Genomic DNA, 14,668 nt, shown 5'->3' on the forward strand with positions numbered 1-14,668 from the left:
TAGACGGTACTGAGTAAACCGACGCAGCGCGCGCCTCGACAGATACGATCGCCGACAACCCCTATGCCCATTCCACAGAGAGGTAGTCATGACCGAGGATCCAGCTCGATCCCCATTGACCGCCGACGGAGCCGTCGCCTTTGCCCAACGGTTCGACAGCATCATCGCCAATGTCGAGAAATTCATCCAGGGCAAGGATGCCGTGGTCAGACTCGCCTTGACCTCGCTCATGGCCGAGGGTCATCTCCTGCTTGAGGATGTACCGGGTTTGGGAAAGACCTCGCTGGCCCGAGCGCTCGCATCGTCGCTGGGACTGTCTGGCTCACGCATCCAGTTCACCCCTGACCTGCTGCCCAGCGATGTCACGGGTGTGACGGTCTTCCACCAGACCCGCGGCGAATTCGAGTTCCACCCAGGTCCAATCTTCGCGAACGTGGTCCTCGCTGACGAGATCAACCGCGCTTCCCCTAAGACGCAATCAGCGTTGCTTGAGGTGATGGCCGAGCGCACAGTGACCGTCGATGGTGTCAGTCGCCCGGTCCAGCGGCCGTTCCTGGTCCTCGCGACCCAGAACCCCATCGATATGGACGGCACGTTTCCGCTGCCGGAAGCTCAACTCGACCGATTCCTGATGCGGATCAGCGTTGGCTACCCTGACCGCATATCCGAACAGGCGATCCTGCGCAATGCTCATGAGGGTCGGCTCCTCAACGACCTCACGCCGGTGGCAACACCGTCTGAGGTCATGTCGATGATCCGAGCGGCCGCCAAAGTTCACGTTGCCGACAAGGTCATCGAATACATCGTCGCCCTGACCGAATCGACCCGAGTGCATCCCGGCTTCCGACTCGGTGCGAGCCCCCGAGGCGGCCTCGGGCTGATGGCGGCCGCCCGAGTGTGGGCTGCCTCCCAGGGTCGCCACTACGTCGTACCCGACGACGTCATCCAATTGGTCCCCGCGGTCCTGACCCACCGACTGGTACTGGCCCCGGAAGCCCTTGCGGAGGGGCTCTCAGCGTTCGAACTGCTGGGGCAAGCCACCTCGACGGTCCCGATCCCCCAAGGCTGAATCGTGACAGGTCGCGCGATCGGGGCCTTCATCGCAATTCCTGTGGTGTCGCTCCTCGCATTTCTACTCGGCTACCCCGGGGTGGGTTATGCCGCTTTCGGAATAGTCGTACTCATTGCCGTGGCTGCCCTACTCGTTGCCAAACCACCAACGTCTAACCTTGACCGATCCGTCGATCCCGCCCACGTCACTCGTGGGGAGTCGGCGACCGTTCGACTCGGCCGTCGCAATCGCAGTCCAGTCCCGGCCGCCCCGCTGGAGGCGACGGATCGAATCGGACACCTGGACGTTCACGTCACCATTCCCCTGGCGGCACCGGCCACTCGCAGCGAGGCAAGCTACCGATTCGTCACCACCAAGCGTGGGCACCTGACGATCGGACCCGCCGTACTCACCCGTCGCGACCCCTGGGGGCTGTTCCAGCGATCTCGCCAAGTGGGTGAGGCCGGGGAGTTGCTGGTCTATCCGCGAGTGTTGCCGATGGGACCACCGGACATCCTGGCCCGCTTGGGTCGCGATGCCGGCGCGGCAGATGTCGCGGCGGGCTCGGATCGCTTCCACACACTGCGTGAATACGTGGTTGGTGACGAGCTGCGCAAGATCCACTGGCCGTCGAGTGCTCGCACCGGCGTGTTGGTCGTCAAGCAGATGGTCGACAGCCCACGACCACGGCTGCTGTTGTTTCTGGATTGTGAGAGGGGCGTTTATCCGACTGAGGATTCCTTTGAGCAGGCGGTTGACACCACGGCGTCACTGGCGAATGCGATCGCGGGCACCGGGGTTCCGATGACCGTCGTCGCGGGCCAGAACCATGCCGAAGTGGAGGTCACCAGACCGGACGATCTAGCCAAGTTGCTTGAGACACTGGCGATTGTCGACGGCGAGTCGCAGCCGATGTCCTCGGCGAAGCTACGTGGTCGCGTGATCAACACCCGGGCCACGGCCATAGTCGCTGTCACAGGTCCCGGAACTGGATTCCTCAGTGCACTAACTGGCGTTCGCAGCATCATCGGCGAGGCCGCTCTCTACCGCCTTGGATCGCCCGGGCCGCCAGCCGTTACTCGACGTCGCGGCTTGGTACTTGTCGACGCCGCGGTCGCCGAGGATGTCTCGCACCTGCAGCCCGTGCCGGTGAAGCGGACCCGAAAGCCGGGTTCATGAGCCGTCGGGATGTCATTCATCGCAGTATCGCGGCCGCGCTGATCTGTGCTGCGGCGGCTTCAGCATGGTGGCGACTGCTCGGCCCCGGCGCGACATTGTTCAGGATCATCCCGGCCGTCTTGATCGTTGCGATCGCCTTTGCTGCGGGTACGGCTGGGGGCCGACGGGTCGCCCGCGGAACCGGGGCCCTCATGGGACTTGCAGGCACGTTCGCCGCGGGATTCATCCTCGGCGCGATCACGTTGGAGGACAGCACCGGCTCGGTGTCTCCGGGTGCAATCGTCAGCGGCACCCTGCAGGGTCTGGGGATTCTGTTGCGCTCACCCGTCCCAGCGCCGCTGAACTCCGAGACCGTCACCGCCGCCATCATCTTTACCGGCTACGCCACGATGATGAGTGCACTGCTGATGTGCACCAAGCGACCTGCGCTGGCGTTGATCCCGAGCATGATGCTGTTCGTCGGGGCGACCGCGTTGAGTGAGGGATCAATTGAATCACCCACCAGCAGCGGGATCGTATTTCTGTTGGCCTGTACCGGCGCCATGGCACTGGTGCCAAGCGGAGATACCGGCGGCAGCATCTCCGACGGTGCTGAATTCGCCGAACCACAGCGCGCCCCGGGTAGTGGGCGGATCGTTCACGGGGTCTTCGTGCTGTCTCTGTGCGTGCTCATCACTGGCACTGCCGTCGTCCTTGCGCAGTTGACCGGGTTGGGCAGTAAGGACAAGCCGTACGATCCACACCAAACTGACAACTACCGCCCCGAGACCAAGGTCAACCCAGTCAACCAAGTCAACCAGTGGCAGACCATCGAACGCCGTTCCAAGTTCCCGTTGATGACCGTCAGTGGTGCAGCCCTGCCCAAGGCTTTCGTTTGGGCAACCGCCGAGTTCTACAACGGAGCGTCTTGGCAGACGATCAAGACCTTCTCCGATGTGGAACCGACCATCCCCTACGTCCCGCCCCCGCGGCTGCGTTGGACCCGACCAGTGCAAGCGAGCGTCACAACGACCGAGGATCTGCCAGGCCCGTGGTTACCCGCGCCCTACCGCCCGACCGCGGTCACCGGCGTTCCGATCCGATCGGATGGCGACGCCGTGGTGATCTCACGATCGGACAAAGCCAAATCCACCGACTACGCGGTCACCGCAAACGTGCTTGCGCTGAAGAACCTCCGACCGTTGCAGAGTGCGTCCGGTACGGATCGGGATTCGGCTGGCCGAGCCACCGAACTTCCTACCGGCGTCCCGCTAAGCCTCATCGACTTTGCCGACAACGCCATGGCCGGCGGCGGCTCGGCGTACCAGCGCTTGACCAGGCTGGCGGACGCAACGGCTGGGCCGGAGTTTCGCGAGAGTTCGACCGCCGGCGCCGACGTGTTTAGCTACCGGGCACTCGACAACATGTTCACCACCAGCAAGAGCGGCTCGGAAGCCCAGTTTGCCACCGCCTTCGCGGTGATGGCGCGAACTCAGGGCTTCTCCAGCCGACTGGTCGCTGGCTACGCGATGCCTAGCGCGGCTGGCGGAAAGGTCACCACCCGCAGTGCCATCGTTTGGCCGGAGGTCAACTTCACCAACGTTGGATGGGTTCCGTTCGCACCAGGACCGCAGGATCTGGCCCGCGGGGTGCCCGTGCCCTCCAGATACAAGGCACCGCCGAAGCCGCCACCAGCGCCCAAGCCCAAGCCCAAGCCAACGGTCAAGCCCAAGCCCGAACCTACGAAGCCACCCGAGCCCAAACCCGCCGATCAGACAATCCCCACGTGGGCCTTCTGGCTGTTGGGCATCATGCTGGCAATCGCCGCCTGGCTCGGTGCCATCGTCCTGTGGCGACGGCGATTGATCAAGAAGTTGCGCACTGGCGCGGCCGATGGTCCGGCCGCGGGCGCGTGGATTTGGATCCGATCCGTCCGGCGACACCTGCGGGTTGAGTTGCCACAGTCACCCCGCAGTACTGCCCAGGACACCACCGCAAGCGCGCAACTGCGCGCTGTCGCCCAAGTCGCAGACGAGGCGCTCTACGGCCCAACCGTGGACGACCCAGCTGGGTCTGACCAAGTCTGGGCCAACGCAGACCTAGTGGTCGCTCAGGACCGAGGAACGGCGGGCCTGCGAGGGCGGCTTCGGTGGCTACTGGTTCCCATCAGGCGAGTCCGCGACCGGATCAAGACGAACGCTGATTGAGTTGATGCACCAGCGTTGGTCGGTGGGCGTGTCGTAACCCTCACCGCTGAAGACATGCCCGAGGTGCGAGCCGCAATTGGCGCACCTGGCCTCGACCCGGCTCATGCCGAGCGAACGATCCTCGATGAGAACCACTGATTCGCCAGCTAACGGCGTGAAAAACGACGGCCAACCGCAGTGCGAATCGAACTTGGTGTCCGACGAGAACAACGGAGCCTGGCAGGCTCGGCAAAGGTAGGTTCCTCGCGTCTTGGTGTCGACGTACTCGCCGCTGAAGGCGGGCTCAGTGCCAGCCTTGCGCAGCACGTGGTACTCCTCGTCGGTGAGGTTGTGCCGCCACTCGTCCTCGGACTTCAGTACTGGGAACACTGAGCCGTCGGGACGATCGGCACCGTCCCTTGCTGGCGTACCTGTCATCGCAGATCTCCTATGAAATCGCCGAGCTCTCGACGACGCCCGGTGTAGAACGGAATCTCTTCCCGCACATGCATCCGGGCGCGCGATGCGCGCAAATGCCTCATCAAGTCAACGATGCGGTCGAGGTCGTCGGCCTCAAAGGCCAGTATCCACTCGTAGTCGCCGAGGGCGAACGAGGCGACGGTGTTCGCTCGAACGTCGGGGTATTCACGACCCATCATTCCGTGCTCGACCAACAACTCACGACGTTCCTCGTCGGGCAGCAGATACCACTCATACGAACGAACGAATGGGTAGACGCAAACGTAGCTGTGGGCGCGCTCGTCGGCCATGAACGCTGGCACATGGGACTTGTTGAACTCGGCCGGGCGGTGCAATGCCATCTGCGACCAGACCGGTTCCAGCACTGACCCAAAGTCCGTCTTGAGAATCGCGTGGTAGGCATCCTGGAGTGCGTCACTGGTTGGGGCGTGCAGCCACAGCATCACGTCGGCGTCGCCGCGAAGGCCTGCGACGTCGTACCAACCGCGCACAACAACGTCGTCCTCAGCACCACGATCGAGCGCGGCTGCTGCCTGCTCGACGAGCTCGCTCGTGGCGGCTGTGAGATTGGTGGCTACCTGAGTGCGGTCGACGCGGAAAACCGACCACATCGTGTACCGAATCTGGGCATTGATGTCGCGCGCCTTGGGTGCTTCAGCCATGCGCCCATTGTCCCCGCTCAAGCAAGTACCCGGCCACCTGCCCCGCAGCAAACTGAGCTGAGCCGATACAGGCAGCGATTCCGACGCCGTCGTAGGCCGCCCCGCAGACTGCGATTCCGGGCGTGTCGATCAATCCTTCTCGGATCGCCGCCACCCTTGACCGATGGCCGACGGTGTACTGCGGCAGTGCCCCGCCCCACCGCGTCACCAGGGAGGCGACTGGCGTTGATGGCAAGCCCGTAATCGCGTGCAGGTCCCTGGCCCCGAGCGCTGCTAGCTCGGCATTGTCGCGTTGCAGAACCTCGGCCTCTCCGTAGCGACCGAGGGAGACCCGCACAACGGTTCGGCTTGGTCGCTTGCCCCGGCCGCGCTTGGACCCCTTCGCCCCGGCACCGGCTTTGGCAACCCACGTCCACTTGCGCGACGAGTAGGTCGCCGCCTTGATGGCGTGGCCTTCGACGGGTGGGACGAGGAATCCGCTGCCCTGCACGTTGGGCGGAACCTCGGCGGTGTTGAAGACGTATGTCACCAGCGCCACGCTGGCGTAGTCGATGGTGTCCAGCGTGGACGCGACGAGCGGATTCGCCTGCCTCAGCACCTTTGCGGCGGCCATGGCTGGCACCGCCAGCACTACTGCGTCGACGTTCTCACGTCGCGCCTCGCCTGCCTGATTGACGATCAGTCGCCAACCCTTGCCGACCCTGCGTACGCCAGTGACCGTCGAATCCCGTTCAATCCTGACTCCGCGGCGGCGCAGGCGATCGGCTACGGCCGGTCCCAATCGGCCAACTCCACCGGTGATTCCTGCGAAGATCGGTCCTCGTCGGGAACCACTCGGAGCCGCCCCCGTCGCCCGCGCTTCCCTGGCCGCCGTCAGCAGGGACCGCTCACGACGAGCAAGCCGGAAGAGCGCGGGCATCGTCATTTCCAGACTCAGGTCCTCGGCGCGACCGGCATAGACACCACCAACCATCGGCTCCACCAACCGATCCACCACCTCGCGACCGAGCCGCGCGGCGACGTAGTCCCCGATGGACACGTCCACATCGATGCCCGTCTTGGGAAGTAGGTGGTCCAGTGGAATGCGCAGCAGCCCCGGCGTCGACAGAATGTCGCTTGCGGCCAGGGCCCGCAGGTCGGTCGGCACACCACTGATCAAGCCGGTCGGCAGCGGGTGGAGCGAGCCGCCGGACAACAACGATGCCTGGGTGGTTGCCGGGTGCGTGATCGAGGCGGCGAGGCCGACTGCTTTGGCCAGCGCCACCGCCTCCGGTCTGATGGCCAGTAGCGACTCGGCACCAGCGTCGACCGTGATGCCATCGACCTGGCCGAGCTTGAGTTTCCCGCCCACGTCATTCTCCGACTCGAAGACAATGATCTCTGCGTCAACTCCGCGATCGTTGATCAACGACCATGCCGCGGACAGGCCAGCAATCCCACCACCCACAACCGCGATCCGAGGCTTGCGCGCGATGGATTCGGGGGGCTCCGCTATCTCGGCACCGGGATCAGTTCCCATTGGCCGCCCGCCGAGCGCGATCTCGGCGACGTCGTCGACGTCTTGCGCGATCGTCGATAGAAGCTCCCCGGCAATGAGGCGCAGACTTGGGCGCGAACCCGACGTATCGGACATGGGTCAACCTTCTCACCAATGCCCCCTCCACGCAGCTTCCACCTCACCGCGTCGCGACAGTCGCGCACCATCGCCACCAGCCGCTAGGTGCAGACGAGCCGATCTCCGAGGGCGCGAATACCGTCTTCGTGGCGGCCCAGGCAGTGAGCCACCAACTCCACGAAGGTCGCTGCCTCTCTGAGCATGTCGTCGGCATCACGGGAGGTGACCCATCCGGTGGCTCCAGGCGTGACGACGCGATTGTGCGACCTGCTCTGGAAGAAGACCGCCCACTCACCCAGCTCAGGCACCGTGCGGGCAAGCAGCTTCCACACACTCGTCACTCGGCGTCGGCCCGTCGCCGGAGCCCGCTGAGCGACCAGGCCCGCGGCAGCCCTCAAGGCCGCAAGTTGCGCGGCGGTGTACCGGTCATATGGGTGCGGAGTGGCTGCTGCGGCCGCAAGCCCACGCGTCGCAAGAGCCAGGAGTTCGATTGCTGCCGCCTCAGGCGGCTCAGCACTGCGCGCTTCGGTGGCAAACTGCTCAGCCGGCACCGTTCCCACTCCTCCGGTCCCCGCTGATTCGGTACCCAATACCCCGGTCCCGACTGATTCGCTCCCAACTGACTCAACCGCCAATGCCCCCGCCACAACCGTCGCAACTGCCATTTCCCCGCCTCTCGATCGCCCACCACGTCTATTCGAACGTGTGTTCGAATATAGGGCTGCTGATCAGCGACGGTCAACCCCATTTCAGGGATGTTCCGCGAAGTTGGAGCGCAAACTTGCACTAGTGCGCGAGCACGGTATCGATCTGTGCGACGAGTGCGTGCCAATCCAGCGCTGGATTGGTTCCGAGGTGACGTACCCAACGCCTACCGTCAACCAGACCGAGTGAAGCCGTCATGGGTCCGAGCTCTGCCAATACGTCATTCACATTGCGATTTAGCGGTCGCCACAACAGAATGCCTGTTCGAGGCGGACCGAAGACCTCGACATCCGGGCGAGCACGCAGCGCCTCGGCAGCGCTCATCATCGAGGCGATGCCCTGATCGATCCAGGCCCCCACACCCTCGGTGCCGTACGCCAGGAATGTGACTGCCAGCGAGAGTGCCCTGTCAGCCCGCGAGCCAAGTAGCCCGATCTGACTCGTGCCGTCCGGGCCCCCGAATTCCAGTACCTCTTCGACCCGCTCGCGATCCCTGAACGACACGATGGCGGCATCCGTGGGTTGAAACATGAACTTGTAAGGAGCCACGGATACGGAGTCGGCCGATTCGATGCCCTTGAGCACTGAACTGTGCCGCTCGGAAAGGGCCAATGGACCCGCCCACGCTGCATCGACGTGCCACCAAGCGGGGGTGATCCCCAACGACGCCAGCGCTCGGCGACAGTCTCTGATCGGGTCGACCGCACCACAATTATGTGTGCCCGCTGTCAGCACCACCACGCTGCGGCTCATGGAGTCTGGCTCGCGCCGACAGAAGTCAACGAAGGCCTCAACGTTGAGGCCTTCGTTGGAATCGACGGGCAGCATGGTCAACGGCATGGCCAGCACGCGGGCGACTTTGGCCACTGAGTCGTTTGCCGCCTCCGATGCCACGATTCTCGCGGCGCCCGCACTATCGCGAGCTGCCCAAACTGCGGTCAAGTTGGCCAGCGTCGCGCCGGGGACCATGTGACCCGTCGACATGCCCCACAGCGGCAACAACCAACGCATCACCAATTGCTGCAGGTCGGCCGCCTGCGGTGTAACTCCTTGGTGGAGCAGGTTCTCGCTGCGGGCGGCCGCCCAGGCTCCAGCGGCCCACGTGACCCACGGCGTTGGCGATGCCATCCGGCCTGCCGCAAGTGGGTCATTCAGCGCCCCCTGCACCGGCAGGCAAACCTGGGCAATGAGATCAAGCGCTGCCTGCGGGCCTAGCCCGGCCGCGGGAATCTGCTGTGGGAGGTCGGCCACCGTCAGAGTCCCCGCAGGAGCGGTGACCTGATCCACCGCTCGGGCCAGCAGTTGCCGATCAGCCAAGAACGGTGAATCCGTCATGGCGGTGGACGGTTGCGGCTCGGCGTCGTTGTTCACGCGGTTCATCCTTGCCCTTTCCCCGACGAATCGCATCCGCACGGCGACAGCGGTGGGCGGGCATCCAGAATGCTTGCGGCGGGCCGACCACGCATACGGTGTGCGTATGAGTCCGTCGAAGGCCGCCGTTCCGGTGGTCACCGTCCATCTGTGGAGAGTGCCTACGCGGCGGATCCCCGGTGCCGTAGGGCGCATGGCAACCAACCGCAGACCGCTACGTCGAACTCATGGACTGCGTTTCAGCAAGCTCCTCGGCACCGGCTCCGGCGAGACGTTCCGACTTCGGGATGCCGACCTTCACCATTGGGGTGTGCTGGCTGTCTGGGACAGCGAGGCGGATGCGCGAGTCTTCGAGGTTGGGTCGGTGGTAAGTGCCTGGGATCACGCTGCGGACGAGAGATGCCGGTTCGTGCTGGAGCCCATCAGCAGTCACGGCAGCTGGTCTGGCAGTCACCCGTTCGAACCGGTGAACGGCACACGACCCACCGGGGCCGTCGCGGCGATCACCCGTGCCCGCGTGAAGCCGTCCCTGTGGCGCACTTTCGCTCGCGCTATTCCTCCCGTCGCCGCTCAAGCTGGCGCGAGCCCGGGACTGCGTTTGAGTACCGGAATCGGCGAGGCCCCAGTAGGACTCCAGGGAACGTTCACTGTCTGGGACAGCAACTCCCGTCTACGCGATTTCGCCTACGGGCGAGTGCACCAAGCAGCAATTGATCAAACCGCGAAAGTCAAGTGGTACTCGGAGGAACTCTTCGCTCGGTTCGCCGTCCTCAGCGCGCAGGGGACTTTCTGCGGCAGTCCAGTTGAGATCGGTCCAACCGAATGAGTCGAATCGACGTTACTGCCGATCGGTCCACTCGACCGCCCAAACGAGCAACTGTTGCCTTGCTACCCCAAATCGGAGTAGTGGTGACAATTGGTTTGCAGATCTGCTGGCCACTGACGTCCGGGCAGGCCCTCGCGCACCTCACTGTGCTGACGGTGTTGGTGTTCGCGGCGACCAGTGTCGGCCACGCCTGGATCCATCGCGGCGGTCGCTGGGCGCTGCAATACGCCGTCACCACCACCGTCTTTGCGTTCCTGCTGGAGTGGCTCGGTGTCTCAACGGGGTTCCCATTTACCTCGTACTCGTACAACGACGAGTTGGGTCTGCGCGTCCTAGATGTTCCGCTGATCATCCCGATCGCGTGGACGATGGCCGCCTATCCGGCGCTGCTACTGGCTCGCACCATCGCCACCCGGGCTCGATGGAATCCACTGACCGCCAGCGCAATAGGGGCAGTGGCGATGACGGCTTGGGACATCTTCTTGGATCCACAGATGGTCGCAGCCGGGTACTGGACCTGGGTGCGACCGTTCTGGTCCCTGCCGGGAGTACCCGGCATCCCCGCGATCAACTTCGCCGGATGGTTGCTCGGCAGCTTCGTGTTGATGCTGGTGCTCAGCCCTTTGCGTGACGATGGTGCCGCCGGTGGACTGCCGAAAGCACAGGGAGTCCCGGCCGCGCTTTGGGCCTGGATGTGGATCGGCGGCGTCGTCGCCAATGCGTTCTTCTTGGGCCGACCCTCGGTCGCACTGGTCGGGGGCCTGGCGATGGCGACCGTCTCCGTGCCGTACTTCCTGACGTTGTGGCGCGCCCATGGCCGCGGCAACAACCCGGTGGTGACATGAGGCCATCGTTTCGTTCAACCGTCATCCTCGCGACTGTCGCCAGCGCGGCACTGAGTGCGCACAGCTTGGTCAATGCGTTCCTACTCCGGCGCACGAGTACTGCTGCGCGTCGTCCGCTAGCTCGGCGAACGATGCCCGAGCGGGTCAGTTTGCTGCTGCCCGTTCGCGACGAGCGACGCCACGTTGGTGAGTGCGTGGCGAGCCTGCTTCGAGTGGAAGGAGTCGAAGAGATCCTGGTTCTCGATGACGGCTCCACCGATGGAACTGCGCAGTTGGCAGCCGATCAGATAGTCGGCAATTCGCGAGCGCGGCTCATGATGAGTGGCCACGACGACGCTCCCCCGGCCGGTTGGTTGGGCAAGCCCTGGGCATGTCAGCGCCTTGCCGACGCTGCGGCAGGCACGGTCTTGGTCTTCGTTGATGCCGACGTTCGACTCAAACCCGACGCAGTTGCCTCCGCTGTGGCGCTGCTGCGCGATCGAGGCCTTGGCCTGATTAGTCCCTATCCACGGCAGGCCGCTGACGGGGTACTGCCCCGCCTGGTCCAGCCGCTGTTGCAGTGGTCGTGGTTGACGTTCGTGCCGCTTCGGCTTTCGGAAGCTTCACTACGTCAATCGCTGGCGGTGGCGAACGGGCAGTTCCTCGTTGTCGACGCCGACGAGTACCGTCGCGCTGGTGGCCATGCAGCCGTGCGAACTGAGGTCATCGAGGACGTCGCCATCGCCCGAAACCTGCGTGCCCACGGCGCTCGCACGGCGGTAACAGACGGATCGGACCTTGCCACCTGCCGCATGTATCAAGACGGCGCAGAGTTGGTCGAGGGATACCGCAAATCGCTGTGGGCAGCTTTCGGCTCGCCCACCGGAGCGCTGGCCGCGACCGGACTGCTGGCGTTTGTCTATCTATTGCCTCCGATCGCCGTGGTCCTCGGCCGCGATCGAACCACCCGCAACTGGGGTTGGACGGGCTACGCGGCAGGGATCTGCGGACGCACGGCCGTTGCTGTTCGCACCCAACAGCGGGTGCTTCCCGACGTACTATTCCAACCGGCGTCAATTGCGACACTGTGCGCGCTGACAGGTTGGTCGCTGCTCGGCCGGCAGCGCGGAACATTGCAGTGGAAGGGCCGGGCCATCGGTTAGCGATGGAATGTGTCCCTCAGGTGGCCGTCAGCTGAGGGACGGGCGGGCGGCCGCTGCGTAGCGGGGCTGCTCCCGGCACACCGCTGCCCAAAGCCTCGTGCCGTATTCAAAGTGCCACCACTCGCACTCAAGTTGCACAAAACCGACACCCACCATCGCGGTCCGGAGCAAACGTCGGAGGTCCCGGATTCGCCCTCGGCTGACTGACGAACCGGCATCCTCGAACGACCGGGTGTGGGCGGTCGCGACGAAATCGTCAAACCCGGTACCGAGCGCCAATGGCCGACCATGCCAGGTCAAGGTCAGGTCCACAGTCCCGCCGGTCGCGTGCGGTGGCGGAGTCGCCGGATTGGACGACGGTGGATTGACGAACCCCGGCTCGAGGTTCGGGTCGCTATAGGCAACGGCATGCAACTCGCTCTGCAGCGCCGGATCCCGCCACCCATCCCAGATGGCAAGCCCAAAGCCCGGTGGCAGCGCATTGGCGGCCCGAACGACGCGGTCTGCCGCCCCTGAGCGCAACCACGTGCCGGGAACCGAAAACGGCCAGCCGGTGTGCCAATACGCGCCGACGGTCCTGACCTGTGGATCTGCGACGAGCACCAGCGGTTCGCTTGCGCCGTCCGCCGCTGTACCCACTTGCGGGAAGGGGCAGTCTTCCGTCTCGACGATCAGGACCGGAATCTCCGGCTGACCGGATGGGGCACGCACTGCGAGGCGCTCGGGGTCGTCAGCGCACCAGTCATAGTCGGGCAGACTTCGCATGAATGTCACCGAGCCTTGAGGTCTGGCGTGAATCACCCGGGCCGTTGCAACCGTATCCGAGGTTGCGGGCTCTATCGTCGTGGGTGTGTCGCGAGTGGTGGTCGTCGGAGCCGGAGTAGCAGGCATGGCGGTCGCTGCCAGGCTACGGGTCCGCGGACACCACGTCATGCTTCTTGAACAGGCCGAAACCTACGGCGGCAAGGCGCGGCAGTACCGGCGCGACGGCTTCGTTTTCGACACCGGTCCGAGCTTGCTGACGCTGCCAGCTGTGTACCGGGATCTCTTTCTCAAGACCGGCAAAGCGCTCGAGGACACTGTCGATTTGCAGCCAGTCGAACCCGGCACGTCCTACCGATGGGCCGACGGGACGCACGCGACTGTTCCTGGTGTCGGAATCACTGGAGTTGCTGCGGCACTCGGTGATGCCCTCGGTGGTACCGCCGCTGACGACTGGCGCACCCTCATGCGCCGGGCTGCGCACGTCTGGCGGTTGACCCGAAAGTCCGTGCTCGAGTCTGAACTCAGCGGCCCAAAGGATCTGTTCAGCCTCGCCTCGTCAATGACGGACATTCGCACGGTGGCGCCGTGGCAGACCCTGCGCGGCATCGGCAATCGCAACCTTCGCGACCCACGTCTGGTCACCTTCCTGGATCGGTACGCGACGTACTCAGGTTCAGACCCGCGAAAGGCCCCGGCGGCGCTAGTGACCATCCCTTACGTCGAGCAGAACTTTGGCAGCTGGCACGTTGGTGGCGGAATCGGTTCGCTGGTGACCGCCCTCTTCGAGCGCTGCCTGGAACGCGGCGTCACCGTCGAGTTCAATGCCGACGTCGAGCGCATCGAGACTGCTGCTGGCCGAGTCACCGCCGTACTCCTGACCAGTGGGCGCCGCCTGCCCGCCGATGTGGTGGTGTCGGACGCAGACGCGACCCACCTGTACGCCGATCTGCTGACTGATCCAAGCGCGGCCAAGCCATTGAAGCAGATCAACCGCGCAACTCCATCCTTCTCCGGATTCGTCATTCTCGCTGCGGTGACGGGCCGCACCCCCGGGATTGCCCACCACAATGTGTGGTTTCCGACCGACTACGACGACGAGTTCAACTCGGTGTTCGCGGGTCGGCCAGCGAGCGATCCGACCATCTACGCCTGCGTGCCGGCTGACCCCGCCATGAAGCCCGACGGCGAGCATGAGTCGTGGTTCATCCTCGTCAATGCTCCCCGCCATGGACAGCAACCCGACGAGTTCGACTGGCGGGCACCCGACGTGGCGACGCAGTACGCGACCGCCATCCTGAGCAAACTGGCCACGCGCGGTGTTGACCTGCGAGATCGACTGCTGTGGTCGCATGTGCGAACCCCTGCCGACCTCGAAACGGAGAGCCGCGCGCCTGGCGGTGCGATCTACGGGACGTCCAGCAACGGTGTGCGGGCGGCGTTCTTGCGCCCGGCGAATCGTTCGCCCATCCCGGGGCTCTTCCTTGTGGGTGGTTCATCACACCCGGGCGGCGGGTTGCCGTTGGTTGGGATGTCGGCCGAACTCGTTGCCAATCTGGTGGGGCGGGCTGTGCGCCCGGATCGTGCGTCGGCTCAGTGAGCGTTACTGTCTGCCGCGTCCTTCTTCGCCAGCCAAATGCCATACGGAATGGCGATGAGTCCAATAACGAGACCGAAAGCGAAGGCCCACGTCTTGTCCACGAGCAGGCCGGCCTCGGCGAGTCCGAACATGATCAGCCACAGGACGAACGCGATGATCAAACCGACCTTCACCGTTGCACTTCGCTGCTCCATGCGGATGCTCCATTCCCCATCGGTACCAACATCGGATCGGCTCGTTCGTTGCCGACCCTAACGCGTGACTG

General features: G+C 64.6%; 14 protein-coding genes. 7 read left to right on the top strand and 7 right to left on the bottom strand.

Annotated elements, in window-relative coordinates; all coding sequences use genetic code 11:
* Positions 1 to 88: 88 nt before the first annotated feature.
* From KAZ48_05420 to KAZ48_05430, 3 genes are read left to right on the top strand one after another with little or no spacing between them, the layout of a single operon-like run.
* The gene (locus tag KAZ48_05420; protein ID MBP7972217.1) at positions 89 to 1,069 is read left to right on the top strand and encodes a MoxR family ATPase; all 981 of its coding nucleotides are present in this window, start codon (positions 89 to 91) and stop codon (positions 1,067 to 1,069) included.
* Positions 1,070 to 1,072: 3 nt separating this feature from the next.
* On the top strand, positions 1,073 to 2,230 hold the full coding sequence (locus KAZ48_05425) for a DUF58 domain-containing protein (GenBank protein ID MBP7972218.1): 1,158 nt from the start codon (positions 1,073 to 1,075) through the stop codon (positions 2,228 to 2,230).
* Positions 2,227 to 4,416: a transglutaminase domain-containing protein gene (locus KAZ48_05430; GenBank protein MBP7972219.1), complete on the top strand. Its 2,190-nt coding sequence runs from the start codon at positions 2,227 to 2,229 to the stop codon at positions 4,414 to 4,416. The genes KAZ48_05425 and KAZ48_05430 overlap by 4 nt, the downstream gene beginning before the upstream one ends.
* Here the strand turns inward: KAZ48_05430 and msrB are convergent.
* From msrB to KAZ48_05455, 5 genes are all read right to left on the bottom strand, one after another.
* The gene (gene msrB / locus KAZ48_05435; protein MBP7972220.1) at positions 4,363 to 4,833 is read right to left on the bottom strand and encodes a peptide-methionine (R)-S-oxide reductase MsrB; all 471 of its coding nucleotides are present in this window, start codon (positions 4,831 to 4,833) and stop codon (positions 4,363 to 4,365) included. The two genes, KAZ48_05430 and msrB, sit on opposite strands and share 54 nt — an antisense overlap.
* Positions 4,830 to 5,537 carry a chlorite dismutase family protein gene (locus KAZ48_05440; protein ID MBP7972221.1) on the bottom strand — a complete coding sequence of 236 codons (708 nt, stop codon included), beginning with the start codon at positions 5,535 to 5,537 and terminating at the stop codon, positions 4,830 to 4,832. Before KAZ48_05440 ends, msrB begins: the two co-directional genes overlap by 4 nt.
* Positions 5,530 to 7,170: a protoporphyrinogen oxidase gene (gene hemG / locus KAZ48_05445; GenBank protein ID MBP7972222.1), complete on the bottom strand. Its 1,641-nt coding sequence runs from the start codon at positions 7,168 to 7,170 to the stop codon at positions 5,530 to 5,532. The genes KAZ48_05440 and hemG overlap by 8 nt, the downstream gene beginning before the upstream one ends.
* A gap of 83 nt (positions 7,171 to 7,253) precedes the next feature.
* Positions 7,254 to 7,703, bottom strand: coding sequence for a hypothetical protein (locus tag KAZ48_05450; GenBank protein ID MBP7972223.1), 450 nt, complete (start codon positions 7,701 to 7,703; stop codon positions 7,254 to 7,256).
* Between the two features lie 235 nt (positions 7,704 to 7,938).
* On the bottom strand, positions 7,939 to 9,228 hold the full coding sequence (locus KAZ48_05455; protein MBP7972224.1) for a hypothetical protein: 1,290 nt from the start codon (positions 9,226 to 9,228) through the stop codon (positions 7,939 to 7,941).
* Between the two features lie 106 nt (positions 9,229 to 9,334).
* On the opposite strand from KAZ48_05455, the gene KAZ48_05460 reads away from it, so the two are divergent.
* The 3 genes from KAZ48_05460 to KAZ48_05470 all read left to right on the top strand — a co-directional run bounded on the left by KAZ48_05460 (position 9,335) and on the right by KAZ48_05470 (position 12,041).
* Positions 9,335 to 10,054, top strand: a complete 720-nt coding sequence (locus KAZ48_05460) for a hypothetical protein (GenBank protein MBP7972225.1) — start codon at positions 9,335 to 9,337, stop codon at positions 10,052 to 10,054.
* Between the two features lie 83 nt (positions 10,055 to 10,137).
* Positions 10,138 to 10,899: a carotenoid biosynthesis protein gene (locus KAZ48_05465; protein ID MBP7972226.1), complete on the top strand. Its 762-nt coding sequence runs from the start codon at positions 10,138 to 10,140 to the stop codon at positions 10,897 to 10,899.
* The gene (locus tag KAZ48_05470) at positions 10,896 to 12,041 is read left to right on the top strand and encodes a glycosyltransferase (protein MBP7972227.1); all 1,146 of its coding nucleotides are present in this window, start codon (positions 10,896 to 10,898) and stop codon (positions 12,039 to 12,041) included. Before KAZ48_05465 ends, KAZ48_05470 begins: the two co-directional genes overlap by 4 nt.
* Positions 12,042 to 12,068: 27 nt before the next feature.
* Here KAZ48_05470 and KAZ48_05475 read toward each other — a convergent pair whose 3' ends face one another.
* Positions 12,069 to 12,806: a hypothetical protein gene (locus tag KAZ48_05475; GenBank protein MBP7972228.1), complete on the bottom strand. Its 738-nt coding sequence runs from the start codon at positions 12,804 to 12,806 to the stop codon at positions 12,069 to 12,071.
* 85 nt (positions 12,807 to 12,891) lie between these two features.
* Here KAZ48_05475 and crtI point away from each other — a divergent pair, with 85 nt between their 5' ends.
* Positions 12,892 to 14,403 (top strand): phytoene desaturase, encoded by a 1,512-nt coding sequence (crtI, locus tag KAZ48_05480; protein MBP7972229.1) that lies wholly within the window; start codon positions 12,892 to 12,894, stop codon positions 14,401 to 14,403.
* On the opposite strand, the gene KAZ48_05485 is transcribed toward crtI, so the two are convergent.
* Complete coding sequence (locus KAZ48_05485; GenBank protein MBP7972230.1) at positions 14,397 to 14,597, bottom strand: hypothetical protein; 201 nt, start codon at positions 14,595 to 14,597, stop codon at positions 14,397 to 14,399. The two genes, crtI and KAZ48_05485, sit on opposite strands and share 7 nt — an antisense overlap.
* Between the last annotated feature and the right edge of the window lie 71 nt (positions 14,598 to 14,668).

Source organism: Candidatus Nanopelagicales bacterium, from assembly GCA_018003655.1.
GTDB lineage: Bacteria > Actinomycetota > Actinomycetes > S36-B12 > UBA10799 > JAGNDY01.

What these genes read in the sequence shown, in the direction of transcription:
- KAZ48_05420 (MBP7972217.1), top strand. Translation starts at nt 89, where the DNA reads ATGACCGAGGATCCAGCTCGATCCCCATTGACCGCCGACGGAGCCGTC.
- KAZ48_05430 (MBP7972219.1), top strand. Translation starts at nt 2,227, where the DNA reads ATGAGCCGTCGGGATGTCATTCATCGCAGTATCGCGGCCGCGCTGATC.
- msrB (MBP7972220.1), bottom strand. Translation starts at nt 4,833, where the DNA reads ATGACAGGTACGCCAGCAAGGGACGGTGCCGATCGTCCCGACGGCTCA.
- KAZ48_05440 (MBP7972221.1), bottom strand. Translation starts at nt 5,537, where the DNA reads ATGGCTGAAGCACCCAAGGCGCGCGACATCAATGCCCAGATTCGGTAC.
- hemG (MBP7972222.1), bottom strand. Translation starts at nt 7,170, where the DNA reads ATGTCCGATACGTCGGGTTCGCGCCCAAGTCTGCGCCTCATTGCCGGG.
- KAZ48_05460 (MBP7972225.1), top strand. Translation starts at nt 9,335, where the DNA reads ATGAGTCCGTCGAAGGCCGCCGTTCCGGTGGTCACCGTCCATCTGTGG.
- KAZ48_05470 (MBP7972227.1), top strand. Translation starts at nt 10,896, where the DNA reads ATGAGGCCATCGTTTCGTTCAACCGTCATCCTCGCGACTGTCGCCAGC.
- KAZ48_05475 (MBP7972228.1), bottom strand. Translation starts at nt 12,806, where the DNA reads ATGCGAAGTCTGCCCGACTATGACTGGTGCGCTGACGACCCCGAGCGC.
- KAZ48_05485 (MBP7972230.1), bottom strand. Translation starts at nt 14,597, where the DNA reads ATGGAGCAGCGAAGTGCAACGGTGAAGGTCGGTTTGATCATCGCGTTC.